General features: G+C 61.7%; 19 protein-coding genes. 1 reads left to right on the top strand and 18 read right to left on the bottom strand.

The features are described 5' to 3' along the window. Nucleotides 1-24: 24 nt before the first annotated feature. The 12 genes from RGV33_RS14195 to RGV33_RS14140 all read right to left on the bottom strand — a co-directional run bounded on the left by RGV33_RS14195 (nt 25) and on the right by RGV33_RS14140 (nt 14,311). Nucleotides 25-1,584 (bottom strand): sugar ABC transporter ATP-binding protein, encoded by a 1,560-nt coding sequence (locus tag RGV33_RS14195; RefSeq protein ID WP_322144785.1) that lies wholly within the window; start codon nt 1,582-1,584, stop codon nt 25-27. A 63-nt stretch (nt 1,585-1,647) separates the two neighbouring features. Then, complete coding sequence (locus RGV33_RS14190; protein ID WP_322144784.1) at nt 1,648-2,583, bottom strand: sugar ABC transporter substrate-binding protein; 936 nt, start codon at nt 2,581-2,583, stop codon at nt 1,648-1,650. Between the two features lie 48 nt (nt 2,584-2,631). Continuing rightward, complete coding sequence (locus RGV33_RS14185; RefSeq protein ID WP_322144783.1) at nt 2,632-2,820, bottom strand: hypothetical protein; 189 nt, start codon at nt 2,818-2,820, stop codon at nt 2,632-2,634. A 137-nt stretch (nt 2,821-2,957) separates the two neighbouring features. Continuing rightward, a complete protein-coding gene (locus tag RGV33_RS14180) occupies nt 2,958-3,998 on the bottom strand; it encodes a Gfo/Idh/MocA family oxidoreductase (protein ID WP_322144782.1) in 1,041 nt (346 codons plus the stop codon). A 131-nt stretch (nt 3,999-4,129) separates the two neighbouring features. Continuing rightward, entirely contained in the window at nt 4,130-4,990 is an 861-nt protein-coding gene (locus RGV33_RS14175; RefSeq protein WP_322144781.1) for a sugar phosphate isomerase/epimerase, read from the bottom strand. Nucleotides 4,991-5,151: 161 nt separating this feature from the next. After that, nucleotides 5,152-6,162, bottom strand: coding sequence for a Gfo/Idh/MocA family oxidoreductase (locus RGV33_RS14170; protein ID WP_322144780.1), 1,011 nt, complete (start codon nt 6,160-6,162; stop codon nt 5,152-5,154). A 19-nt stretch (nt 6,163-6,181) separates the two neighbouring features. Continuing rightward, nucleotides 6,182-8,113 (bottom strand): 3D-(3,5/4)-trihydroxycyclohexane-1,2-dione acylhydrolase (decyclizing), encoded by a 1,932-nt coding sequence (gene iolD / locus RGV33_RS14165; protein ID WP_322144779.1) that lies wholly within the window; start codon nt 8,111-8,113, stop codon nt 6,182-6,184. 10 nt (nt 8,114-8,123) lie between these two features. Then, nucleotides 8,124-8,939: a TIM barrel protein gene (locus RGV33_RS14160; protein ID WP_322144778.1), complete on the bottom strand. Its 816-nt coding sequence runs from the start codon at nt 8,937-8,939 to the stop codon at nt 8,124-8,126. 27 nt (nt 8,940-8,966) lie between these two features. Continuing rightward, complete coding sequence (locus tag RGV33_RS14155; protein WP_322144777.1) at nt 8,967-10,469, bottom strand: CoA-acylating methylmalonate-semialdehyde dehydrogenase; 1,503 nt, start codon at nt 10,467-10,469, stop codon at nt 8,967-8,969. A 22-nt stretch (nt 10,470-10,491) separates the two neighbouring features. Next, a complete protein-coding gene (gene iolB / locus RGV33_RS14150; RefSeq protein ID WP_322144776.1) occupies nt 10,492-11,286 on the bottom strand; it encodes a 5-deoxy-glucuronate isomerase in 795 nt (264 codons plus the stop codon). Then, nucleotides 11,283-12,176, bottom strand: a complete 894-nt coding sequence (gene iolE, locus RGV33_RS14145) for a myo-inosose-2 dehydratase (protein WP_322144775.1) — start codon at nt 12,174-12,176, stop codon at nt 11,283-11,285. The genes iolB and iolE overlap by 4 nt, the downstream gene beginning before the upstream one ends. A 197-nt stretch (nt 12,177-12,373) precedes the next feature. Beyond that, complete coding sequence (locus RGV33_RS14140) at nt 12,374-14,311, bottom strand: bifunctional 5-dehydro-2-deoxygluconokinase/5-dehydro-2-deoxyphosphogluconate aldolase (protein WP_322144774.1); 1,938 nt, start codon at nt 14,309-14,311, stop codon at nt 12,374-12,376. Between the two features lie 303 nt (nt 14,312-14,614). Here RGV33_RS14140 and RGV33_RS14135 point away from each other — a divergent pair, with 303 nt between their 5' ends. After that, nucleotides 14,615-15,511: a MurR/RpiR family transcriptional regulator gene (locus tag RGV33_RS14135; protein ID WP_322144773.1), complete on the top strand. Its 897-nt coding sequence runs from the start codon at nt 14,615-14,617 to the stop codon at nt 15,509-15,511. Between the two features lie 99 nt (nt 15,512-15,610). On the opposite strand, the gene RGV33_RS14130 is transcribed toward RGV33_RS14135, so the two are convergent. The 6 genes from RGV33_RS14130 to RGV33_RS14105 all read right to left on the bottom strand — a co-directional run bounded on the left by RGV33_RS14130 (nt 15,611) and on the right by RGV33_RS14105 (nt 25,309). Next, a complete protein-coding gene (locus RGV33_RS14130) occupies nt 15,611-17,314 on the bottom strand; it encodes an AMP-binding protein (protein WP_322144772.1) in 1,704 nt (567 codons plus the stop codon). Nucleotides 17,315-17,346: 32 nt separating this feature from the next. Beyond that, on the bottom strand, nt 17,347-18,645 hold the full coding sequence (locus RGV33_RS14125; protein ID WP_322144771.1) for an acetyl-CoA C-acetyltransferase: 1,299 nt from the start codon (nt 18,643-18,645) through the stop codon (nt 17,347-17,349). Then, nucleotides 18,645-19,532 carry a MaoC/PaaZ C-terminal domain-containing protein gene (locus RGV33_RS14120; RefSeq protein WP_322144770.1) on the bottom strand — a complete coding sequence of 296 codons (888 nt, stop codon included), beginning with the start codon at nt 19,530-19,532 and terminating at the stop codon, nt 18,645-18,647. The genes RGV33_RS14125 and RGV33_RS14120 overlap by 1 nt, the downstream gene beginning before the upstream one ends. Nucleotides 19,533-19,534: 2 nt before the next feature. Continuing rightward, a complete protein-coding gene (locus tag RGV33_RS14115) occupies nt 19,535-20,878 on the bottom strand; it encodes a 3-oxoacyl-ACP reductase (protein ID WP_322144769.1) in 1,344 nt (447 codons plus the stop codon). A 158-nt stretch (nt 20,879-21,036) separates the two neighbouring features. Then, nucleotides 21,037-23,574 carry an acyl-CoA dehydrogenase gene (locus RGV33_RS14110; protein ID WP_322144768.1) on the bottom strand — a complete coding sequence of 846 codons (2,538 nt, stop codon included), beginning with the start codon at nt 23,572-23,574 and terminating at the stop codon, nt 21,037-21,039. 280 nt (nt 23,575-23,854) lie between these two features. Beyond that, nucleotides 23,855-25,309, bottom strand: a complete 1,455-nt coding sequence (locus RGV33_RS14105) for an outer membrane protein transport protein (protein WP_322144767.1) — start codon at nt 25,307-25,309, stop codon at nt 23,855-23,857. Nucleotides 25,310-25,349 lie beyond the last annotated feature (40 nt).

The following is a 25,349-nucleotide window of genomic DNA, read 5'->3' as shown; positions in this document are numbered from 1 at the left end:
CAACGGGCCGGCGCCGTCTGTTCGTTAGTGGACCGCCGTCATACCGGAAGCCAGTTGCATGACTTTTTCCTGGGTCGCATCGCTGCGGTCCAGGGTGCCCATCAGGTCGCCTTCGTGCATCACCATCACCCGGTCGCTCATGCCCAGCACCTCCGGCAGCTCCGAAGAAATCATGATCACGGCCATGCCTTCGCTGGCCAGGTAGGAAATCAGCCGGTAGATCTCGGCCTTGGCGCCCACGTCGATGCCGCGGGTGGGTTCGTCGAGGATCAACAGCCGCGGGTTGGTCATCAGCCAGCGCGCCAGCAAGGCTTTTTGCTGGTTGCCACCGGACAAGGTGTCGATGCATTGCTCCAGCGACGGGGTTTTCACCCGCAGCTTGGTGCACATGTCTTCGCACAGGGCACGCAGGGCTTTTTGCTGGATAAAGCCGTTGCCGGAGTAATGCGGCAGCACGGCCATTTCCATGTTTTCGAGCACCGACAGGCACGGGAACAGACCACTGAGCTTGCGGTCTTCGGTCAACAGCGCAAAACCCTTCTCGATGGCCATGTGCGGATCAGTGATGCGTACGGTCTTGCCGTCCAGCTGGATCTCGCCGCCGGAGCTTGGGGTGATGCCAAAGATGGTTTCGGCCACGTTGGTACGGCCCGAGCCCATCAAGCCGGCAATGCCGAGAATCTCCCCGGCGTGCAGGTCAAACGACACGCCCTGGAACACCCCGTCCAGGCGCAGGTCGCGCACCGACAGCAGCAAATTACCGATAGGTTTATCGCGCACCGGGAACAGCTGGCTCAACTCACGCCCCACCATCATCGAGATCAAGCTGTCGCTGTTCATGCTGTCGGCCCGCTGCAGCCCTATATAGGCACCGTCGCGGAACACCGCCACTTCGTCGGCGATGGAGAACACTTCGTTCATTTTATGGGTGATGTAAATGATGCCTTTGCCCTGGGACTTGAGGTCGGCAATGATCGAAAACAGGTGAGCCACTTCCTTGTCGGTAATGGCTGAAGTCGGTTCATCCATAATCAGGATGTCGGAGTCATAGGACACCGCCTTGGCAATCTCGACCATCTGCCGCTCGGCAATGCTCAGGTTGCCGACGTGCTCTTCCGGGTCGAGGTTGATCCGCAGCCGGGCCAGCAGCTCGGCGGTGCAGCGGTGCATTTCCCGGTGGTTGACCATGTGCAGGCCGTTGAGCTGTTCGCGGCCGATCCAGATGTTCTCGGCGATGCTCATGTGCGGCATCAGGTTGAGTTCCTGGTGGATCATCGCGATGCCGGCTTGCAGCGCGGCCAACGGCGTTTCGAATTTGATCGGCTTGCCACGCAGGCGGATTTCACCGGCGTCGGGTTGATAGATGCCGGCAATGATCTTCATCAGCGTCGACTTGCCCGCGCCGTTCTCGCCCATCAGCGCCAGCACCGAGCCGGGGCGCACCCGCAGCTGCACATCGGCCAGGGCCACGACGCCGGGAAAGCCTTTGCTGATGTTGGAAATTTCCAGCAGGTAGGGCTCGGTCAGCCCGTCGGGTTGCGGGCCCGGCAGCGGGGCTTGCGAAGCAGTCGCTTGAGCAAACATATCGGGTACTCCGTCAGCAGGGCCGCCGTGGCCGCCCTGCCGGTTTATTGTTGTTATTAAGGGCTACTTGAAGTCTTTGACGTTGTCTGGCGTGATCAGCTTGAACGGGATCACCACGTTCTGCTCGACGGCCTCGTGCTTCGCCATCTTGCGCGCCGCTTCCACCGAACCCACGGCCTGGCCGTTGGCGTCCTGGAACACCGACACCGTCATCTCGCCCCGGGTGATCGCGTTCAACCCGTCCGGCGTGCCGTCAACCCCACCGATCAATACGCTGCCCGGTTTAACGCTGGCGGTCTTCAGGGCCATGGCGGCCCCGATGGCCATTTCATCGTTGTTGGCGACCACGGCGTTGAACTCACGCCCCTGGGTCAACCAGTCGTTGACCAGGGTCATGCCCTTGTCGCGCAGCCAGATACCGGTCTGTTCCTGTTCGATCTTGATGCCCGGGTACTTGGCCAGGACTTCCTTTACGCCGTCGGTACGGTTGGTGGTCGAGTTGTTGGCCAGGTCGCCCAGCAGAATCACGATCTTGCCCTTGCCGCCCATCTTGTCCGCCAGGTACTGCATTTGCAGGCGACCGGCCTCCTTGTCATCGGAAACCACGGTGGCCACGCCTTTGGGCAAGTCTTTCTGGTCAGGACGGCGGTTGACGAAAACCAGCGGGATGCCCGCCTCGGTCGCGGCCTTGATCATCCTGCCGGTGGACGCAGTGTCGACCGGGTTGACCACAATGGCGTCGACCTTCTGGCTGATAAAGTTTTCCACCTGACTGAGCTGCTTGACCACGTCGGCACGGGCATCTTCGAATTGCAGTTGCACGCCGTCACCCTTGGGATAGGACTTGGCTTGCTTGTCCATGTCTTCGCGCAGGTAGGTCAGCCAGGTGTCGTCGAACTGCGACATGCTGACGCCCACCTTGATGTCGGCAGCGCTCGCCACACCGCTGGCAAGCATTATGGACAGGGCCAGCGAGGCGAAACGGATCTTGGTCTTCATGAACGGTCTGTCTCCAAATTCTTGTTGGTTTTTTGGACGTACGTTTACTTAGAACTCTTGTTGTTGCGAGGAAGGCAGCCGAACGATCGGCGCTCCCGGAATGCAGCACACCAGGGCGCCCTTGCTTTCGACGCACAGGACATTAAGGAAGGCGAAATACAGAGGCCGTGCGCGGGGCAGACCGCGACGTGGGAGGGCAGGACGTAAAACTCGCAGTACAGCGTTGAAGATTTTCATCTGACGGTACCTGGTTGTTTTGATCTTGTTTTTGTCGAGTCGTCCGAATCGAGTCCGAACGTACTTTATGCAACCTGGAATGACTTTATTGGAAAATAATTTCCATATCAACCTGTTTTAGAATTTTATTCTATTTTTCATCTTTGACGCTCCACATCAGCCATTTCCACGACCTGCTGACGCTCGGAGCTGAGGCGCGCGGCATCCAGCACACGGGTGGTTGCCAACGCATCCCGCGCATCCACCGGCAATGGACCATGGCCTTCCACCGCGCTTTGCAGCTGACTGTAGAACTGGTTCCAGCGGCCCTTTTCCGACGGGACCCGCTCGCGTTCCTCGCCTTGCTCAAACCAGCCCCAGCGTCGATGTTCTTCGGCGCCCCAGTGCTCGCCTTCGGTTTTCGGGGTCTTGCCGGCCAACAGCGCGTCTTCCTGGCCGTCCAGCCCTTCGACGGTGTAGCAACCGGCCGTGCCATTCACCCGAAAACGCGGGGCCTGGCTGTTTTGCAGGGCACTGCCCCACAGGTGTGAAACCACCCCGTTGGCGTGGGTCAACGATACAAAAAAGCCGTGGTCCACGTTGGGCTCATCCGCGGTGTAGTGCAACTGCGCGAACACCCGCTCCACCGGGCCGAACAGCTGCATGGCCTGGTCCACCAAATGGCTGCCCAAATCCCGCAGGAAACCACCGCCGCTGGCATTGCCCACCGAGCCTGGGTTGTAGCGCTCCACACGGGACTCGAAGCGGGTCACGGTACCCAGGGCGCCGGCATCGATCAGCTTGCGCACGGTCAGGAAGTCCGAGTCCCAGCGGCGGTTCTGGTAGACACTGAGCAGCACGCCCTGGCGCTCGGCGGCGGTAATCAAGGCTTGTGCCTGTTCGGCGTTGCTGGCGAAAGGTTTGTCGCTGACCACCGCCACACCGTGCTCAATGGCCTCCAGCACCAGCGCCGGGCGGCCCTTGAGGGTGGTGGAGATCACCAGGGCATCAACGCCCGCATCGGTGATCTGCCCGATACTGTCAAAGGCTTTGACACCGGGGTGGTCCGTCGCCAGTTGCTCGCGACGTTCAGGTGAACGCGTCACCACCCCGACAAAGGTCGCCCCCGGCAAGCTGGCTATCAGGGGTGCATGAAAAACGCGGCCACCTTTGCCGTATCCAACCAGTCCGATTCGCATACAAATACTCCTTGGTTAATTGTGGCGAGGGAGCTTGCTCCCGCTCGACCGCGTAGCAGTCGCAACCTTTTGGGGGCGCTTCGCACCCCAGCGGGAGCAAGCTCCCTCGCCACAGAACACGCCACAACGATCTAAGAGCACAGTTCGCGGGTAACCCGCTCCAGCATCATCCGGTTGGACTCATCCGGCCGGTCTTCCCAGGCAAACACCGACACCGTGGCGATGCCGTCGAACTTGATTTCCCGCAGGGTGCCAAAAAACGCCTCCCAGTTGACCTCGCCCTGGCCGATGTCCAAGTGCTGGTGCACGGTGGCGGTGACGCCCGGCGGGTTGACGATGTAGCGCAAGTTGGACGACGCCCGGTGGTTGTAGGTGTCGGCAATGATCAAATGGCTGAGTTTGGAGCCTGCGTACTTGAGCATCGAGGCGATATCGCCCTTGCCGTCGTCGTAGAAGAAGGTATGCGGCGCGGCGTAGAGGTAGTTGATCCAGTCACGGTCGAGGCCGCGGATGATGTCGACCGACTCGTTGTTACGCTCGCAGAAGTCGTACGGATGCGCCTGGATATCCAGCTTGACGCCTTCACGTTCGAACTCCGGCATCAGTTCGTCCATGGAGCGCATGAACTGGTTTTCGCACACCAGCGGGTTGTCGGACTGGCCGGTGAATTCGCTGTTGACCAGTTCGCAGTCCATTTCCACGGCGATCTGGATCGCGCGCTTCCAGTTGCGTACGGCGGCAACACGCAAGCCTTCGTCGGCGGCGGCCCAGTGGTACATGGGCAGCAGCGACGAGAGCTGCACGCCGGCGTCGCTCAAGGCCTTGCGAAATTCCTTGATGCGCGCCCGGTCCACCCGGGCGGCCTTGTAGAACGGCAGGAAGTCTTCACGGGGTGAAAGTTCGATGTGCTGGTAGCCCAGCTCGGCGGCCTTGTCGACCATTTGGCCGAGGGGCAGGTGGCGGTACATGTAGGGGTCTAATGCGATGCGCATGTTAGAAGCTCTCCCGAATCTGAGGGTGGGACCCGATCAAATGTGGGAGCTGGCTTGCCTGCGATAGCGGTGTATCAGGCGACAGTGATGTTGAATGTGCCGCCTTCATCGCAGGCAAGCCAGCTCCCACACTGGCCGGGGTCCTCCAGTGGAATAGGTGGTTATCCGTAGAAATGTGGACGGGGCGGCAGACCTACTTTCACAATCTGCCCATTGTTCTGCGCTTCGATACACGCATCCGCCGCCACCGCCGCCGCAAAACCATCCCACGCCGACGGCCCGCCGACCTGTCCTGCCCTTACGCCATCAATGAACGCCTGCAACTCGACGTCATAGGCCGCGATAAACCGGTCTTTCCAATCCATCAGGATCGCGTTCGACAGCTTCGCCCCGCTGCGCATCTGCACCTGGGACGGCTCCGGCAACTTGGCGATGCCGGTCTCACCCACCACTTCACACTGAATGTCGTAGCCGTACTGGCAGTTCACGAATACTTCCACATCGATACGCGTGCCCTTGGCGGTTTCCAGCAGCACGATCTGCGGGTCACGCAAGTGCGCCAGCGCCTTGCTCGATTTACGCGGGAACACCACCTGCACCGACACGTAGTCATCGGCCAGCAACCAGCGCAACACATCCAGCTCGTGGATCAAGGTGTCGGTAATCGCCATGTCGGTCTTGTAGTTCTCGCCCACGCTCGGGTTGCGGTGGGCGCAGTGCAGCATCAACGGTTCGCCGATCTGGCCGCTGTCGATCACCGCTTTCAACGCGCGATAGCCCTGGTCATACGGGCGCATGAAGCCCACTTGCACCAGGCGCTTGCCGTGGGCCACTTCGGCCTCGACGATCTTGCGGCAACCTACGGCGGTCACGGCCAGTGGTTTCTCGCAGAACACCGGTTTGCCGGCAGCAATGGCCGCCAGCACGAACTCTTCGTGGCTCGGGCCCCAGGAGGTCACAAGGATCGCCTCGACTTGCGGCGAGTTGATCAGCGCGTGGCCGTCCGGGTACACCTCGGCGGTGAGTTTCAGCTCCGAGACGACCTTGGCAGCCTGCTCAAGGTTGATGTCCGTCACGGCCACCACCTGGCTGTTGAGCAAGGTCTGGCTGCAACGACGAATATGATCCTGGCCGATGGCGCCAGTACCGATAACACCCAACTTCAAAGACATGGAAACACTCCTCTTGTTATTAGTACTGCCGGGCCTTGGCCAGGCGTTCATTGAGTTGTTTGGCTACCGCATCGGTGCGCTCGCTGGTGGACACCTGCGCCACACCCACGCGCCACCACGACAGGTATTTGTGGATCATGGTTTTGGGCAAAACCTTGATATCAATCAGCGTCGACACCGTTTGTGTAAGCGCATCGGCCAGCGCCGCCTGCAGCTGCTCCACGGTATTGACCTTATAGGTCTTGCAGCCATAGGCCGCCGCGCTCATGGCGAAGTCCACCGGCACAAAACCGCCGTCGAGCTTGCCGGTTTCAGGGTTACGGAAGCGGAACTCGGTGCCGAAGCTGTCCATGCCGTGTTCCATCTGCAAATTGTTGATGCAGCCGAAGGTCATGTTGTCCAGCAGCACCACGTTGATCTTGCGCCGCTCCTGGATCGAGGTGGCCAGCTCCGAATGCAGCATCATGTAAGAGCCATCGCCCACCAGTGCGTACACCTCGCGCCCAGGCTCGGCGAGCTTGACGCCCAATGCGGCGTTGACCTCGTAGCCCATGCACGAATAGCCGTACTCGACGTGGTAGGTGTTGACGCCCTTGCTGCGCCAGCTGCGCTGCAAGTCACCGGGCAGGCTGCCGGCGGCGGCGACGATGATCGCGTCGGCGGCCAGGGTTTCATTCAACACGCCGAGTACGCGGCTTTGGGTCAGGCAGGAACCGGTCAGCTCGATGAATTCGCGCAGCACCGCCGGGTCCATGTGGTCGTTGATTTCCGGCACGAAGTTTTCGGTCTGGTAATCGGCCTGGTAGATGCGGTCGACCTCGGCGTCGAGCTGCGCCTTGGCATCCCGTGGTTGATCGCCCCAGCTGGAGCGATAGTCGCCCAGGGCTTCAGCCAGCGCTTGGAGGCCTACCTTGGCATCCGCCAGCAACTGCACGGCATCCAGTTTCAGCGCATCGCACGGGCTGATATTGAGGTTGAGAAACCGCACTTCAGGGTGTTTGAACAGCGACTTCGACGACGTGGTGAAGTCGGTATAACGCGTGCCGATGCCGATAATCAGGTCGGCTTCAGGCGCCAGCAGGTTCGCCGCCAGGCAACCGGTTTCACCGAGGCCGCCGAGGTTCAGTGGATGGCTGGACACCACCGCGCTCTTGCCCGCCTGGGTTTCCGCGAAAGGAATGTCGAAACGCTCGGCAAAGGCTTGCAGCGCGGCGTTCGCCCCGGAGTATTTGACCCCGCCGCCACACACGATCAGCGGTTTACGCTTGCCCTTGAACGCCGCCACCGCATCGCCCAGCATCGCCTCGGTGGCCGGACGACGGTCGATACGGTGCACACGTTTTTGCAGGAAGTAATCCGGGTAATCCCAGGCTTCAGCCTGCACATCCTGCGGCAGGGCCAGGGTCACGGCGCCGGTTTCCGCCGGGTCGGTGAGCACACGCATGGCGTGAATCGCCGCCGTCATCAACTGTTCGGGGCGATTGATGCGGTCCCAGTATTTGCTCACCGCACGAAAGGCGTCGTTGGTGCTGATGCTCAGATCGTGGAACTGCTCGATCTGTTGCAGTACGGGGTCCGGCTGGCGGCTGGCGTACACGTCACCGGGCAACAGCAGCAACGGGATCCGGTTGGCCGTCGCGGTCGCCGCAGCGGTCAACATATTCGCCGCGCCCGGCCCTACCGAAGAGGAGCAAGCGTAGATCTTGCGGCGCAAGTGCTGCTTGGCAAAACCAATTGCCGCGTGGGCCATGCCCTGCTCGTTGCGGCCCTGATGCACCACCAGGTCACCGCTGTCCTGTTCCAGCGCCTGGCCAAGACCCAGCACATTACCGTGGCCGAAAATCGTGAAAATGCCGGCGACGAATTTGCTCTGCACACCATCGACTTCGATGTACTGGTTATCCAGAAACTTCACCAGGGCCTGGGCCATGGTCAATCGGGTTGTGGTCATGTGGTGCCCCTTATCGTTTCTGCAGGTGGGCCATGCTCGCCCCCAAGGCCTGCTTGATATCCGCCAGCCCATGCACGCTTTCGGCGAACGGCTCGAACGACAGGTGGCCGCTGTAGCCGGTGCTGAGTAAGGTGTCGATCTGCGCGGCGTTGCCGAGGATGTCACCCTCGCCCACCAATACGCGGTGGCCGTCGCGGATCGAGTTCAGCGGCGCCTGCGCATCTTCCACGCCAGAGATATGCACCAGCCCGGTCAACTCAGGGAAGAACTCATGTTCGCTGGCCAGGTGGTGGTGGAAGGTGTCGTGCACCACACGGAACACATCCAGGCCACCGATGGCCTTGATCGCATCCACCGCCACGCGTTTGCGGCGCAGGGAGCATTCTTCAAATCCCAAGGGCTCGACAAAACCGAGAATCCCGTATTCGCGCAGGATCGGCGCCAGCTCGCTCAAGGCTGTGCGCAAGCCGGCCGCGCGCTGGGCTTCGTTGCGTGAATCGGCACGGTCGTTCAACGGGCACATCACCAAGGCCTGCGCACCGCATTCGCGGGCATAGGCAGCCAGCTTGATCGCCTGGGCGCGGCGTTCGTCATTCCACACATCGAAGGGGTACAGCGCGTTGATCGTCAGCACGGTGATGCCGTGCACCGCGCACAATTCGCGCACGCGGCTGGCGGGGGTGCCGTCTTCAATCTCGATGCCTTTAAGGTCGTTGCGGATCTCGATGGCGTCGCATTTGAGGGTCACCGCCAACTGGATAAAATCCGGCAGGGAAAGGCTGGGGGCGACCATGCGGTTCAGGGCAAAACGTAGAGGCGACTTCATTATTGTTGTGCTCCACACTCGAAAAAGTTACTTGGCGGTTGGCATGCTGAATTCAGGGCCCTTGGCGATGCTGTCAGGCCAGCGTTGCATGATGCTTTTGTAGCGGCTGTAGAAACGAATGCCTTCTTCACCGTAGGCGTGGTGGTCACCGAACAGCGAGCGCTTCCAGCCACCGAACGAGTGCCAGGCCATCGGCACCGGAATCGGCACGTTGATGCCGACCATGCCGACCTTGATGGTGCGGGCAAAGGCGCGGGCGATGCCGCCGTCGCTGGTGAAGCACGACACGCCGTTGCCGAACTCATGGGCGTTGATCAAGGCGACGGCACTGGCAAAATCCGCAACCCGCACGATGCCCAGCACCGGCCCGAAGATCTCTTGCTGGTAGATGCTCATCTCGGTGGTGACGTGATCGAACAAGGTCGCGCCAACGAAGAAACCACCCTGCGCGCCCGGCACCTTGAAGCCACGGCCATCGACGATCAGCTTCGCGCCCTGGGCCACGCCCTGGTCAATAAAACCTTCGACCTTGGCCTTGTGTTCGGCGGTGACCAGCGGCCCCATCTCACTGTCTTTGTGCATGCCGTTGCCGACCTTCAGCTGGTCGATACGCGGCAGCAGTTTTTCGATCAGCTTGTCGCCGACATCGCCCACCACCACGGCAATCGAAATCGCCATGCACCGCTCGCCCGCCGAGCCATAAGCCGCGCCGATCAAGGCGTCGGCCGCCTGGTCCAGGTCGGCGTCGGGCATCACGATCATATGGTTCTTCGCACCGCCCAGCGCCTGCACACGCTTGCCGCGCTGGGTGGCTTGCTGGTGGATGTACTCGGCGATTGGCGTGGAGCCGACAAACGAAATCGCCTCGACGTCCGGGTGCTGCAACAGGCCGTCTACGGCGCTCTTGTCGCCCTGCACCACGTTGAACACGCCGTCGGGCAGCCCGGCTTCGGTCAGCAGGCGGGCCATCAGCAAGCTGGCGGACGGATCGCGCTCGGACGGCTTGAGGATGAAGCAGTTACCGGTGGCCAGCGCCAGCGGGATCATCCACAGCGGCACCATCACCGGGAAGTTGAACGGGGTAATGCCGGCGCACACGCCCAGTGGCTGGCGCAGGTTCCAGTTGTCGATGCCGCCGCCGATGTTGTCGCTGAAATCGGTTTTCAGCAGGTTGGGCGCGCCACAGGCGTACTCGACAATCTCGATGCCGCGGGTGACTTCGCCCTTGGCGTCGGAGAACACCTTGCCGTGTTCGCGGCTGATGATTTCGGCCAGCTCATCGTGGTGCTGGTCGAGCAGTTCCTTGAACTTGAACAACACCCGCGAACGACGCAGGGACGATTGTTCGGACCACGCGGGGAACGCTTTGAGGGCTGAAGCCACGGCGTCATCGACGGTCTTCTGGCTGGCCAACCCCACGCGGGCCTGGACTTCGCCCGTGGCCGGGTTGAATACATTGCTGAAGCGCTCGCTGTCGCTGTCCTGCACCTGGCCGTTGATGTAATGGCCGATTACCTGGGCGTTGCTCATTATTGTTCTCCGTCGAAGGTGCTTAAAGATCCAGCAGCCAGCTGTGCTGCGGGTCGTTATGGAAATGCCAGGCGCGCGTGGGGCCGGCCATTACGTTCAGGTAGTAGGACTCGTAGCCATACGGGACGCTGACCGGGTGATACCCCTTGGGCACCACCACCAGGTCGCTGTTTTCCACGGCCATGGCCTGGTCGATGCTGCGGTCGTCGGTGTAGACCCGCTGGAACACAAAACCCTGGGGCGGGTTGACCTGGTGGTAATAGGTTTCTTCGAGAAAGCTCTGGTGCGGCAAATCGTCGGTGTCGTGCTTGTGGGGCGGGTAGCTCGACGAGTGACCGGACGGCGTACGTACCTCCACCACCAAAAGCGAATGGGCGGGCTCGCTGTCGGGCAGGATGTCGCACACGTAGCGGGTGTTGGCGCCCTTGCCGCGCACGCTGCGCTTGCATTGCTCGGGGCGGATCAAGCGAGGCTCAAGACCGGCGTCCGTTGAACCGGGCGCGGCGCACACGGCGATCTGTACGTCGCTGAGTGCGGTTACCTGGGCGTCGGTGCCCGGCGGCAGGTAGGCGGCGAAGGGTGATTTGTCTTCGAACACCGAGTGGCGGTCGCCGAGGTTTTCCCAGTTGAAGCCTTCACCCTGGATGTTCACCCGGCCACTGAGCAGCACCAGGCACAGTTCTTTATCACCGGCCGTCACGGGCAGGGTTTCGCCCAGGCTCAGGCGGTAGGCGGCAAAACCCACGTATTCCAGGCGCCCTTCTTCCAGCGCGACCATGGTTTGCCCGCGTTTGCTGCTTTTGACCAACAGGCTCATTGTCCAATCCTCTCACTGAGCAGTGCGCGCAGGGTGTCGTAGCCCTTCTTCGCATAGACGTAGCTGGGCGCCACGGCAGGATCCTGTTCCGCCTCCACCACCAGCCAGCCGTGGTAGTTGGCGGCCAACAGCACATCCAGCAGCGCGGCGAAGTCGATATCACCATCGCCGGGCACGGTGAAGGTGCCGTTGACGATGCAGTCCGGGAAGCTCCACATCTGGTTGCGTGCCAGTTGCACCACCGGCTTGCGCACGTCTTTGAAGTGCACGTGGCAGATGCGGTCGATGTGCTTGCGCAGCACCTCGATAGGCTCGCCGCCGCCCATGTAGCAGTGGCCAGAATCGAACAGCAGGCCGACTTCGGGGCCGGTGAGGCGCATCAGGCTGTCGATGTCTTCCGGGGACTCGACGTACGCGCCCATATGGTGGTGGTACGCCAGGCGCACGCCCTGGGACAAGGTGAAGCGCGCCAGTTCGGTGAGTTTGTCGGCGTACTCTTGCCAGGCCTGTTCGCTGTGAAAACGCGGGCGTTCCATCAGGCGTACCGGCGACCCCTGGATCGAATCGGCGACTTCGCCGTATACCAAGACGCTGGCGCCGTTTTCGCGCAGCAGTTCGACATGGCTGGCGATGGCCTCGATTTCTTCTGCCACCGAGCGCCGGGCCAGGCGGCTGGAATACCAGCCGGAGACCAGTGCCAGGTCGTAGGGGCGCAACACATCGCCCACGCCCTTGGCGTCCTTGGGGAATTTACCGTTGAGTTCAAAACCTTCGTAGCCGATGTCCTTGCCTTCGCTGAGGGCTGTGCTCAACGGCGTTTCGCCGCCCAGGGCCGGCAGGTCGTCGTTGCTCCAGGAGATCGGGTTGATGCCAATTCGGATAGCGGGCATGGCTGCACCTATTATTGTTTTTCAGAGTTGCCTGAGATCTGCTTTATGTGGAAGCCAGCTTGTGTGGGAGCTGGCTTGCCTGCGATGCAGACACCTCGGTGCTTCAGATAGACCGAGTGGATCCTGTCGCGGGCAAGCCCAGCTCCCACATAAACCAGCTCCCACCTTTGATTGCATTCCAATTCAACGACCGGTGTTCAACTTCGGGCGCTGCGCCAGGCATTGATCAGCTGTTCGAATATGCCCTGGGCTTGTTGAATCAGCCCCTCATCGTCAATCTCCCCCGCCAGCCAGGCTCGGCTTGGCTCCTGGAAGATCGTGCGGCCCACGGCAAAACCACGGCAGGTTTGGCTCTGGCCCGCTTGCTGGAAGCCAGCGGCCAGGCACTCGGCCGACGCGTTCAGGCCCAGCAGCACCACGCCCCGGCAGTAGGGATCGCGCTCCTGAATCAGTTCGTCGAGCTTTTTCCAGTCCGCGGCCGACTGCGCCTCGATCTTCCACCACGCCGGGTAGATACCCAGGTTGTACAGGCGCTTGAGGCTGCGATACAGCACGTCGGGATAGGTGGACGGGTGATCCTTGGGCGGCACGACTTCCAGCAGCAGCTCGTGGCCGCTGACCAGGGACGCCTGATACAGGGCCTTGAGTTGCGCTTCCTGTTCCAGGCGCAGCAGCGGCTCGTCGTCGGGGTGAAATTGCACCAGGCACTTGATGATCTGCTCCTGGGGCCAGGCAATCAGGTTGCTGCCCACCGAGCGCCCGTGTTCAAAGACCAGCGGCCGTGAGTTCTGCACTTCCACCGGGCGGGCGATCCACCAGCCGCGACCGCTGGCGGCGTTCAACGCGTCCTGGCCAAAACGCTGGTCAGCCAGAATCCCGACGTCCGCCTCGACGCCTTGCTCCGCCAGTTTACTTTCAACCCGTTCCACGGCCTGGATAAACAGTTGCTTGAGGGCACTGATCCGCGCCAGGTCCTGGCCGCCCTTCTGTGCCAGTTCTACCAACTGCCAACGGTGGTCGAAGGCAAACACAAACAGCTGCTTCCAGACTTTGCGCGGCACGCTGACCCGGTGCAGGCGTTGCAGCACCGCGTCCTGGTCCGGGCGGGTAATTGGCACCGGGCTGTTGAACAGGTAGTCGAGTTCGGCACGGGTCGGCATCGCCGGCGCGCAGGCATGGCGCGACACCACCAGGCCGCCGCAGGCATTGGCCAACTGGCAGCAGCGCTCGTCGTTGGCGTCTTCCAGCCAACCGCTGAGGAATCCGGCCATGAAGGCATCACCGGCGCCCAATACGTTGAGCACTTCCACCCGTACGCCGGGATAGATCGCGCCATCTTCAAGGCGCGCCGGAATGTCGCCATGGATCACCGTGCAGCCTTGCGGGCCGAGCTTGACCACCAGGGTTGCGGCGGTCAGGCCGCGCACCGTACGCAGCGCTGTCAGCAAATCTTCGCTGCCACCGGCCATCAGGAATTCTTCTTCGGTGCCGACGATCAGGTCAAAACGCGGGAGGATTTTTTGCACGTGCTGGCTGACATTCTGGTCGGCCACAAAGCGGGTTTCGCCGTCGGCCTTGCCGGCCAGGCCCCAGAGCACTGGGCGGTAGTCGATGTCGAGCACACGTTTGACGTTGTGCTTCTCGGCATAGTCCAGGGCCTGGATGCTGGCCTTGTACACGCCGTCGGTGGAGAAGTGAGTGCCGGTGATCAGCAGCACCTTGCTCGAAGCAATAAAGGCTTCGCTGATGTCTTCAGCACGCAGGGCCATGTCGGCGCAGTTCTCGCGGTAGAACACCAGCGGGAAGGTTTCGCGGTCCTTTAGACCCAGCAGCACCAGGGCGGTGAGGCGTTCCGGGTCGACCTTGATGCCGCTGACGTCGCAGCCTTCGCGGGCCAGGGACTCCAGCAGGAAACGTCCCATATGGTCGTCCCCCACCCGGCTCAACATCGCCGACTTGAGCCCCAGCCGCGCGGTGCCGAATGCGATGTTGGCGGAGGAACCACCGAGGTACTTGGCGAAGCTTGAGACATCCGAAAGGGGCGCACCCACTTGTTGTGCGTAAAGGTCGACGCCCAGGCGTCCCAGGCAAATCAGATCCAATTGACGCCCACTGGCAAAACGAGTCTGGCCCATGCTGGCTCCTGTTATTTTTATCAGCCTGCGTGTGCCGTCGTGGTGGCGGCACACGCTCTTGGTGCAAGCAGACTAGAACGTCTGGCGACGCCAATCAATATTTATTCTATAAATATTTTTTGTGGAATATATTTTCCAATAAGTCATCATCGGTATATTCCAGCCACGGTGCATCGATTCAGCAGCACCGTGGCACGGGATGCCGAGGTATTTTTTTGCGCCTACCCTGTAGACTTGCGCACATCGACTTATTGTCAGGGGCGCCGCAACGCGCCCTATAAGAACAAGCCAGAAGGATTCCCTATGTCCCAGAGCGCCCCGGAAGACGCACTCGCCAGCCCGCCGCTGAACGCCGAGCGGCTGTTGCAGCTGATCACCGATGAATACGAGAGCCTGCCACGCCAGCTCAAGCGCATCGCCAGCTACATGAACCAGCAAAGCGACCGGATCATGGTCGACCGCATCAGCGACATCGCGCGGGAATGCGAAGTGCACCCCTCGGCCATCGTGCGGTTTTCCCAGCGTTTCGGTTTCAGTGGTTTCAGTGAGATGCAGGCGTTGTTCCGCGAGGCCTACACCCACAAGACCACGCCGGTGCAGAACTACCAGCAGCGCATCCGCAGCATGATCGCCAACAAATCGCAGAAAGCCAGCGGCGGCGACCTGGCCCGTGAGTGCGTGAATGCCACCCTGTCGGGCATCGAGCGCCTGGGGCTTGAGCTGGATGACGCAGCCTTCGACAAGGCCGTGGACCTGGTGGTGAATGCCGACAATATCTACGTGGTGGGCGTGCGCCGTTCGTTCGCTGTGGCGGATTACCTGGTGTACAACCTGCAGCACACCAACAAGCGCATTCATTTGGTCTCGGGGTTGGGCGGCAGTTATCGCGAGCAGATGCGCAGTGTGCGGGCCAACGATTTGGTGATTGCCATCAGCTTTACGCCGTACGGCAAGGAAACCCAGCACTGCCTGCGCATTGCCCAGCATCATCAGGCCAAGACACTGATTATCACCGACAGCAACCTGTCACCCTTGGCCAAGCGCGCAAGCACGGTGTTGCTGGTGAACGAAGGGTCGTCGTTTGCGTTCAGGTCACTGAGTGCGACGTTGTGCCTGTGCCAGGCGTTGTTTATTGCCGTGGCGTATCGGCTGGAGTTAAAGGTCGATGAGATTCATGAACAGGTGGGATTCGACGACTGATGGCGATCATGTAGGAGCTGGCTTGCCTGCGATGGCGGTGGATCAGTGCCAGATGTACAGGCTGACACACCGTCATCGCTGGCAAGCCAGCTCCTACATTTAGCGCAGTGCCCTCCGCAACACCTTGCCCACCGTCGTCTTGGGCAACTCTTCAGTACGAAACTCCACAAACCGCGGCACCTTGTACCCCGTCAAATATTCCCGGCAATGCGCCAGAATCTGCTCCTGGGTCAAACTCGGATCCTTGCGCACCACGATGATTTTCACCCGTTCGCCGGTCACCCCATCCTCCACCCCAATCGCCGCCACTTCCGCCACGCCCGGATGCAACGCCACCACGTCTTCGATCTCGTTGGGGTACACGTTAAACCCGGACACCAGGATCATGTCTTTCTTGCGGTCCACCAGGCGAATGAAGCCCTGCTCATTCATCACCCCGATGTCCCCGGTGGACAGCCACCCTTCGGCATCCAGCACCTCGGCCGTTTCCGCCGGGCGCTTCCAGTAACCCTGCATCACCTGCGGCCCGCGCACTTGCAACTCGCCCTGCTCGCCCAGTTCCGCCAGCTCGCCGTCTTCACGAATAAACCGCACCCAGGTCGACGGCAACGGCACGCCGATGCTGCCGGTAAATTCCATCTCGCGCATCCGCGAGATATCGATGGGGCTGATGCTCACCACCGGCGAGCACTCGGTAAGGCCGTAACCTTCGATGATCGGCAAACCGGTGACTTCCTTCCAGCGCTTGGCCACGGCGGTATGAGTGGCCATGCCGCCGGCGATCACCATGCGCAAATCGGAAAAGTCACGGGCGCAGAACTCCTTGTTTTCCAGCAGGCCATTAAACAGCGTATTCACCCCGGCAATCCCGTTGAAACGCTCTTTGCGCAGGATCATCTGCACCCGCTTCACGTCTCGTGGGTTGGCGATCAGGATGTTGCGCCCGCCCAGGCACATGAACATCAGGCAATTCACCGTCAGGGAAAAGATGTGGTACAGCGGCAACAGCGTGACATTGGTTTCCTGTTGATTCTGGTCCAGTTGATCCCCGACCCACGCTTTGGCCTGCAACAGGTTGGCAATGATATTGCGGTGACTGAGCATCACGCCCTTGGCGTCGCCGGTGGTGCCGCCGGTGTATTGCAGGAAGGCCAGGTCTTCGCGATTCATCGGCACCGCCAGATGGGTCTTCCCGCGCCCCTGTTTCAACACTTGGTTAAAGCGCACCGCCCCCGGCAGGTGGAAGCTCGGCACCTGCTTTTGCACACTGCGCAGGATGAAGTTCATCGCCGCGCCCTTGAAGGTGCCGAGCAAATCACCGATGGCCGCCACCACCACGCGTTTGACAGTGCTGGCAGCGACGACCTTCTCTAACGTATGGGCGAAGTTTTCGAAAATCACGATGGTCTCAGCCTCGCTGTCCTTGAGCAGGTGTTGCAGCTCCCGGGCGGTGTACAGCGGGTTGACGTTGACCACCACAGCGCCGGCCAGGATCGTGCCCAACAGGCAGATCGGGTATTGCAAGCAGTTGGGCATCATCAGCGCCACCCGGTCGCCCTTCTTCACGCCCTGGGCTTGCAGCCACGCAGCAAAGGCAATGCCCTGCACCTGCCAATCGGCATAGGTCATCTCGGTGCCGATGCTGACGTAGGCCACACGGTCACGGAACTTGTACAAGTGCTCCAGGAACACCTCACGCAACGACGGGTACTCCTCGATGCCGGCATCGATGTCTGCCGGTACGCCGGGCAGGTAAGCGTTCAACCAGAGGCGTTCGGTCTGTTCCAGGCTTACAGCGTTCATGACAGTCTCCTTGTTGTTTTTATGGTTTGGCACTACTTCTCAACGATGGCGGTAATGCCCAACCCACCCGCCGCGCAGATCGAAATCAAGCCGCGCCCGCCACCACGCTGGTGGATGGCCTTGGCCAGCGCCGCGAGTTGCCGGCCACCTGTGGCGGCGAACGGGTGACCGCAGCCGAGGGAGCCGCCGTTGACGTTCATTTTGGCGCGGTCGATGCTGCCCAGCGGCGCGTCGAGGCCCAGGCGGTCGCGGCAGTAATCCGGGTCTTCCCAGGCCTTGAGGGTGCACAGCACCTGGGCGGCGAAGGCTTCGTGGATCTCGAACAGATCGAAGTCAGCCAGCGTCAGGCCTTCACGCTTGAGCATGCGCGGCACGGCGTAGGCCGGCGCCATCAGCAGGCCTTCGGTGCCGTCGACAAAACTCACCGCCGCGGTTTCACCGGTTCGTAAATAGGCCATCACGGGCAAGCCGCGTTCGGCGGCCCACTCCTCACTGGCCAGCAACACCACCGAGGCGCCATCGGTCAGGGGCGTGGAGTTGCCGGCGGTGAGCGTGCCGTTCTGGCGGTCGTAGGCCGGGGACAGGCTGGCGAGTTTCTCCAGGCTGGCGTCGGCCCGCAGGTTGTTGTCCCGTGCCAGGCCGCGATACGGGCTGACCAAATCATCGAAGAAGCCCTGCGTGTACGCCGCGTCCAACCGCTGGTGGCTGATGAGGGTCAGTTCGTCCTGGGCCAGGCGCCTGATCTGCCAGCGCTTGGCCATTTCTTCGCAGTGTTCACCCATGGAGAGGCCCGTGCGCGGCTCGCCATTGCGCGGCAGCAGCGGCTTGAACAACATCGACGGGCGCACGCCCATCAATGCCTTCAACTTGGCACCGGGGCCCTTGGCACGGTTGGCTGCAAGCAAGGTATGGCGCAGGGATTCGTTAATGCCGATGGGTGCGTCGGAGGTGGTGTCGGAACCACCGGCGATGCCCACTTCGATTTGCCCGAGGGCAATTTTATTTGCCACCAGCAACGCCGCTTCCAGGCCCGTGCCGCAGGCTTGCTGCAGGTCGTAGGCCGGCGTTTGCGCAGACAGCGTGGTGGACAGCAGACTTTCCCGAGCCAGGTTGAAATCCCGGGAATGCTTGATCACAGCTCCCGCAGCAAACTCACCCAGGCGCAGGCCATGAAGGTTGTAGCGGTCTACCAGACCTTGCAGGGCGGCGACCAGCAAATCCTGATTGCTGTCGTGGGCGTACACGGTGTTGGAACGGGCAAACGGAATGCGGTTGCCGCCGATAATCGCCACGCGGCGGGTCGGGGCCGGGTTGAAGCTGTAGTCACTCATCAAGGGTTCTCATTCCAGATAAACAGCCCACGCATATGGGGTTTGTCGCCAGCGAAATTGCGCACTTCAAACTCACGCCGCGCGCTGGTTGGCGGGACGTTCCACAGGGCGACCTGGCCGGGCAGGAAGATCGGCAACTTGAAGTCGCAATGAGCCTCGGCCTGGCCCAGCCCACCGGGTGGTTGCTGGGCCGCCAAGGCGCGGCCCAGGGTCCACATGCCGTGGGCAATGGCCCGGCGGAAACCGAAGAGCCTGGCGCCGATGATCGAGGTGTGAATCGGGTTGAAATCCCCCGACACCTTGGCGAAACGCCGCCCCAGACCGGCCGGCAACACCCAGCGTTGGGTGCGCAGCAAACCGTCTTGCTGCAACGCCAGCACGTCGTCCCACGGCTCACCGACCGGGGCTTTTACATCACGGCGCAAATACAGGCTGTCGCTTTCCCACACCAACGTGCCTGTGCTGTAGGCGCGGGTGGCGATGCTCAACGCCTGGCCCTTGGGATGGGCAACCCAGCGCGCGCAATACACCTCCAGGCGCAACGCCTGGCCCTCGGCCAAGCGTTGATGCTGACGGATGCGATTGGCCAGGTGCACCATGCCGCTGGCCGGGTACGGGAAGCTCGGCCGGGTCAGCAGCATCAGGTGCAGCGGGAACGCCAGCACGTGCGGATAGGACAGCGGCACGCCCTGCTCGCGGCGAAAACCGCAGGCCCGGCCATAGGCTGCAATCCCTTGTGAAGACAGCTCAACCGCCGAGCGCACCAGGCGTTCGTTCGGTAATGCCGGCGCGCCTTCGACCTTGGGTTTGCGCAAGCCCAATACACCGTCCAGCAACAGCCGCGAACGTGAGGGCGGCGGGTCAATAATCTGCGTCACGTATTCCATGCTCAGGCTCCCAACAGGCTTTGGCCGCAGACCCGCACCACCTGGCCATTGACCCCGCCGGAAGCCGGGTGCGCCAGCCAGGCAATGGTTTCTGCCACGTCGATGGGTTGCCCACCCTGGGACATGGAATTCATCCGCCGGCCCGCTTCGCGAATCATCAGCGGGATCTTTGCGGTCATCTGGGTTTCGATAAATCCGGGCGCCACGCCATTCACCGTCACCTGCTGCGCCGCCGCGTGCGGTGCAAGGCCTTGCACCAGGCCGATCACCCCCGCCTTGGAGGTGGCGTAGTTGCTTTGCCCAAGGTTGCCGGCGATACCGGAAATCGACGAGACACACACGATCCGCCCACCGGGCTTAACGCCCTGGCTTTCCAACAGCGCCGTGCTCAGGTGCCACGGCGCCTCCAAATTGACCGCCAGCACACTGCGCCACGCGGCTTGCGTCATCTTGGCGATGGTCTTGTCGCGGGTAATCCCGGCGTTGTGTACCAGCACGTCAAATGCACCGTGTTGGCTGACATGCGCCTGCAACTGTTGCGCGGCATCAAGGGCGGTGATGTCCAGTGCCAGCGCGGTACCGCCGACACTGCTGGCCGCCTGTTGCAGCGCGTCCTGGGCCTGGGGCACATCCACGCAGACCACTTGCGCACCGTCACGCGCCAGCACCTGGGCAATCGCCAGGCCGATGCCACGGGAGGCACCGGTGACCAGGGCCCGGCGCCCGCTGAGGGGTTTGTCCCAGTTGATTTCGGCTTGGGTGTCCACCGGCTTTTCCAGGCGTACCACTTGCCCCGAGACATAGGCCGAACGCCGCGACAGGAAGAACCGCAGGCTGCTTTCCAGCGCGCCTTCAGCGCCGGGCGCGACGTAGATCAGTTGCACCGTGATCGCCCGGCGCAATTCCTTGGCCAGTGACCGCACCAAACCTTCAAGCGCGCGTTGGGCGATGGCTTGCGGCAAGTCCTTGCACAGCTCTGGCGCGGTGCCGAGCACCACCACCCGGGCGTGTTGCCCGAGGCGCTTGGCGTTGGCGTGGAAGAATGCGTAGAGCTCGTCCAGTTGCTTGAGGTCGGCGATGGCACTGGCGTCGAACACCGCGCCCTGGACCTTGACCGTTGAGGGCGCCTTGAGGGTCGCGGCGGTTGCGCTCACCGTGTCGGTGGCGGTGAAAATGCGCTGGATTTCCGCCCCCAGGCGCCCTGCCCCGGCGACGATTACCGGGTTGGCCAGGCCTTGTTGGCCGCTGCGGTGGCGTTGCAGCGTCAGGGGTTGGGGCAGGCCGGCAGTGCGGGCCAGCCAGGCTCCCCAAGGGGAATTGACGAAAGAAAGGTAGCTGTCACTCATGGATAAACTCACTCACAACACGGTGTTGCCATGGAAACCCGATCCCCTGTGGGAGCTGGCTTGCCTGCGATGGCATCGCCTCGGTGTAACGGATACACCGCGGCGTCTGCATCGCAGGCAAGCCAGCTCCCACATTGACCGTGTTCCTCCAGTTCCAGTCAGTTGACCGGTGCGTTTTCGCCTTGGCTGGCGCGACGTTTTGCGCTCGGTTTGGCGGCCTGTTCCAACGCCTGTTGACGCTGTTGCAGGGCTTCCAGCAAGCCGAAGTCCTGCGGGAAGTCGTCCACCTGAATCGCGTGATCGCCGTACTCCACATAGCGCGCGAGCACGCTTTCTTCGTCATCGCTGATTAACTCCAGCGCCCGCGCCTTGACCCGCCACGGCGTAAACGCAGCACTGGAAATCGGCATCGGCTCGATCAGGCCTTGCTTGACCGAACCCTTGAGTCGCGCCTCGATCAGTTCCACTTGTGGCAGCAGACGCAAGGCCAGTTCGCCATACGCCAGCTTGTCGATTTCCGGACGCGGAATGTAGGAGTTACCCAGCAAGCGGTCGCGGGTTTCCCCCGGTACTTGCACCAGCTCCGCCACTTGCGCCAACAGCCGATCCGACGGCTTGCGCTGCGGGATACCAAACGGGAACGTCAAGCCACGCACCACGGCGGCCGCGGCTTTCGACGGATAGTTGTCGAGCACTTCTGCCAGGGCTTCATGGGCGCGCAGCAACGCGTCCTGCGCGGCCCAATGCACCAGCGGCAGATCCGCCTGTGGCCGGCCATCGTCCTCAAAGCGTTTGAGCACGCAGGACAGGATGTACAGCTGGGACAGAATGTCCCCCAGCCGCCCGGTGATGCTTTCCTTGCGCTTGAGGGCGCCGCCCAGCACGCCCATGGAAATGTCCGAGATCAACGCCAGCACCACCGACAACCGATTGGCCTGGCGGTAGTAGGCCGCCAGCGCGGGATCGGTCTTGCCCGGCACCGAAATCAGCCGCCCGCCCGTCAGCGCATGCACCGCGGCACGTACGGTATTGGCCAGCACAAAGCTCAGGTGACCGAACATCGCGCTGTCGAAATCCACCAGGGCCTTGCGCCGGTCGGTGTTGCGCGCTGCTTCCATCTCGCGGAACACATAAGGATGGCAACGGATCAGGCCCTGACCGTAGATGATCAGGCAGCGGGTCATGATGTTCGCGCCTTCCACCGTGATGGCGATGGGGCTTTGCTGGTAGGCCCGGGCGAGGAAGTTGTTGGGGCCCATGCAGATGCCCTTGCCCGCCACGATATCCATGCCGTCGTTGACGATGATTCGCGCCCGTTCGGTAACGTGATACTTGGCGATAGCCGAGATTACCGACGGCTTTTCACCGGCATCGAGTGAAGCCACCGAGACCTTGCGCACCGCGTCGCAGGCATACAGATGCCCGGCCATACGCGCCAAGGGTGCCTGCACGCCTTCGAACTTGCCGATCGGCAGGCCGAATTGCTTGCGCATCGCCGCGTAAGCCGTGGTGCCGCGCACGGCCACCTTGCCCAGGCCGACGTTGGCCGACGGCAGGGAAATCGCCCGGCCGGCGGCCAGGCATTCCATCAACATGCGCCAGCCGTTGCCGACTTGTTCGCGGCCACCGATCACCCATTCCAGCGGGATAAACACATCCTTGCCGGTGGTCGGGCCGTTCTGGAATACGGCGTTGAGTGGCCAGTGACGCCGGCCGCTGTTCACACCCGGATGGCTGGTCGGGATCAACGCACAGGTGATGCCCAGGGCACCAGGCTGGCCCAGCAAGCCGTCCGGGTCTTCGGCGCGAAAAGCCAGGCCCAGCACGGTGGCGATTGGGCCGAGGGTGATGTAGCGCTTGTCCCAGGTCACACGGAAACCCAGTACTTCCTCACCTTCGTGCAAGCCTTTGCAAACGATGCCCAGGTCTGGAATTGCCCCGGCGTCGGAGCCGGCATACGGGCTGGTCAGGGCGAAGCACGGGATGTCTTCGCCACGGGCCAGGCGTGGCAGGTAATAGTTGCGCTGGGCGTCGGTGCCGTAGTGCAGCAGCAGCTCGGCCGGGCCCAGGGAGTTGGGCACCATCACCGAAATCGCCGCCGCCGAGCAACGGGTGGAGAGCTTCATCACCACTTGCGAATGTGCATAGTGGGAGAAGCCTTTGCCGCCGTATTGCTTGGGAATGATCATGCCGAGGAAGCCGGCGTCCTTGGTGTACTGCCAGCCTTCGGGGGACATGTCTTGCCAGACCTGGGTGGTTTCCCAGTCGTTGGACATGTCGCACAGGTTCTCCACTTCGTTGTCGAGGAACGCCTGTTCTTCAGCGCTGAGGCTGGCCGGAGCGGCTTGCAACAGGCGCTCCCAGCGCGGTTTGCCGCTGAACAGCTCGGCGTCCCACCACACGGTGCCCGACTCGATGGCCGCGCGTTCGGTGTCGGACATCGCCGGCATGATGCCGCGAAAAAGGCCCAGGGCCTTGCTGGTCAACAGGCTGCGGCGCAGGGGTTTGATCGTCAGCAGCAGCGCGGGCAACACCACCAGCACTGCCACCACGCTGGCACCGAAACCGGCGACCACGTTGAACAGGTAACCGACCGCCAGCCAGACCAGGCCGGCACCCAGCCAGAGGGTGGCAGCGGCTTGTCGATACGCCAGGGCAATCGCTGCTGCGAGTCCCGCCAATAACCAGATAACCATGGGGATACCTCTACTCAATTCAGGGTACGGCTGATGCGCAAGCAGGTCGAAATGACCTGCGGCTTAAAGCCACACTACAAACTTGAAAAGACAAATTCAAATTTTGTTTTGAAATTTTTATTTAATGCTTGGACGAAAACATCAGCGGCCGAACGCGTCAGCCGAGTGGGTCAATGGAAAGAAGGTTGGAACGGGTCGCATGGGCGACCCGCCGATAGAGAACTCCGGATAAGAGCGCCAAGATGCGCTTGCCGCCCTAATCCATCCTGCTGCGATTTACTTAGAACGCATACGTTGCCGACACAGCGACTACGTCGCCCGAGGACTCGGTCTTGCCGTCCAGGCTCGCGCCACCCAGGCGGTCCACGTTCTTGGTCTTGAGGTTGACGTCTTGCACGAACTGATGGGAATACGCGACGTCCAGTTTCAAGCCTGGGATAGCCTTGATGTCGTAGCCGGCACCCAACGACAGGAAGTAACGGTCGCCGTCCGGAATCCGAGGGTCGCGCGTGGAGTTACGCGTCGGTGTCTGGTCAGAGGCCACACCGGCACGCAGTGTCAGCTCGTCGGTGGCTTTGAAGTCACCGCCCACGGAGTACATCCAGGAGTCACGATAGTTGTAGGGAATGGAGACGATGGTGATGTCGCCAGACTTGAGAGTCAGGTCCTTGAAGGATGACCATTGGGTCCACACGGCACTCACACCCAGGGTGAAACGGTCGTTGAACTGGTGCACCCAGTCAAAGGCCGCCGTAGCAGGAATGTCCAGTTGGGTACTGGCATGGGCGCCGTCCGGGAACAACTTCAACCCTGGGTACGCCTGTTCAACCAGTGTGCCGGTGCCACCAAACGGGCTCGGTTGGGTCATCAGGTTGTAGGAGAACTGGTCGGCGCGAATGTTGTACTTGCCGGTCATCTTGTTCTTGATTTTGGCGTGGTAATTGAGGCCGAGGGAGTCCTGGTCAGTGGGCTTCCAGACCACACCGGTAAACCAGCCGGTGGAGATATTATCGACCTTGACCCGCATCAAGGCTTCGCCCACCCCCGCCGGGAATTGAGCGCCGCCAAACAGCGGGGAGTTCGAGTTGGACGCGGCCGCCAGCAAATCGATGTTCTGGCTGACGAAGCCTTTACTGTGCTGGACGATGATCCCGCCACCGATGGAGAAATCGTCACGGACCTTGAACGACAGAGACCCGGTCAGCCCCACCGTTTCAATCTTGGTGTCCACAGCGAAATCTCGAAGCTTGGAGTCCTCACTCCAGGTTGAACGCATACCCTGCGGTACCACCTGGGCCAGGCCGAACGCGAACCGGTCACCCAGCGGCATCACCATGAAACCGGTCGGCAGCCACGCAGTAAAACCACCCTCGCCGCCATCGTTGTTATTGACCGTCGTCACTGAACCGGGAAAGCCATCCGGGCCGACCGGCGTATTGGATACCGGTTGGCCCAGGTAGTCATTGGCCTGCCCCTTGTACTTGATCTTGATGCGCGCGTAGTCAACGGTAAATTGCGCGACATTATGTTCGACGAAGGCCATTGCTGCGGGGTTGTTATACGCCGAACTGGGATCGTTCTTGAACAGCGAACCACCACCAAACGCACGTCCCCACCCCGGAGCACCATAAGTTGGCGTAGAAAAGCCACCCGCCTGCACAGGCGCGGCGACCATCATCCCACCCATCAATGCCAACCCCAGCAAAACCTGCACCTGTTGTTTTTTATTATTCATGCGGCACTCCTTATTGTTTTTTCACTGAACCGGCCCCAGC

It is taken from the genome of Pseudomonas sp. Bout1, assembly GCF_034314165.1.
Taxonomy (GTDB): Bacteria; Pseudomonadota; Gammaproteobacteria; order Pseudomonadales; family Pseudomonadaceae; genus Aquipseudomonas.
Note: the sequence above shows the minus strand (reverse complement) of the source record. Positions and strands in the feature narration are given on the sequence as shown.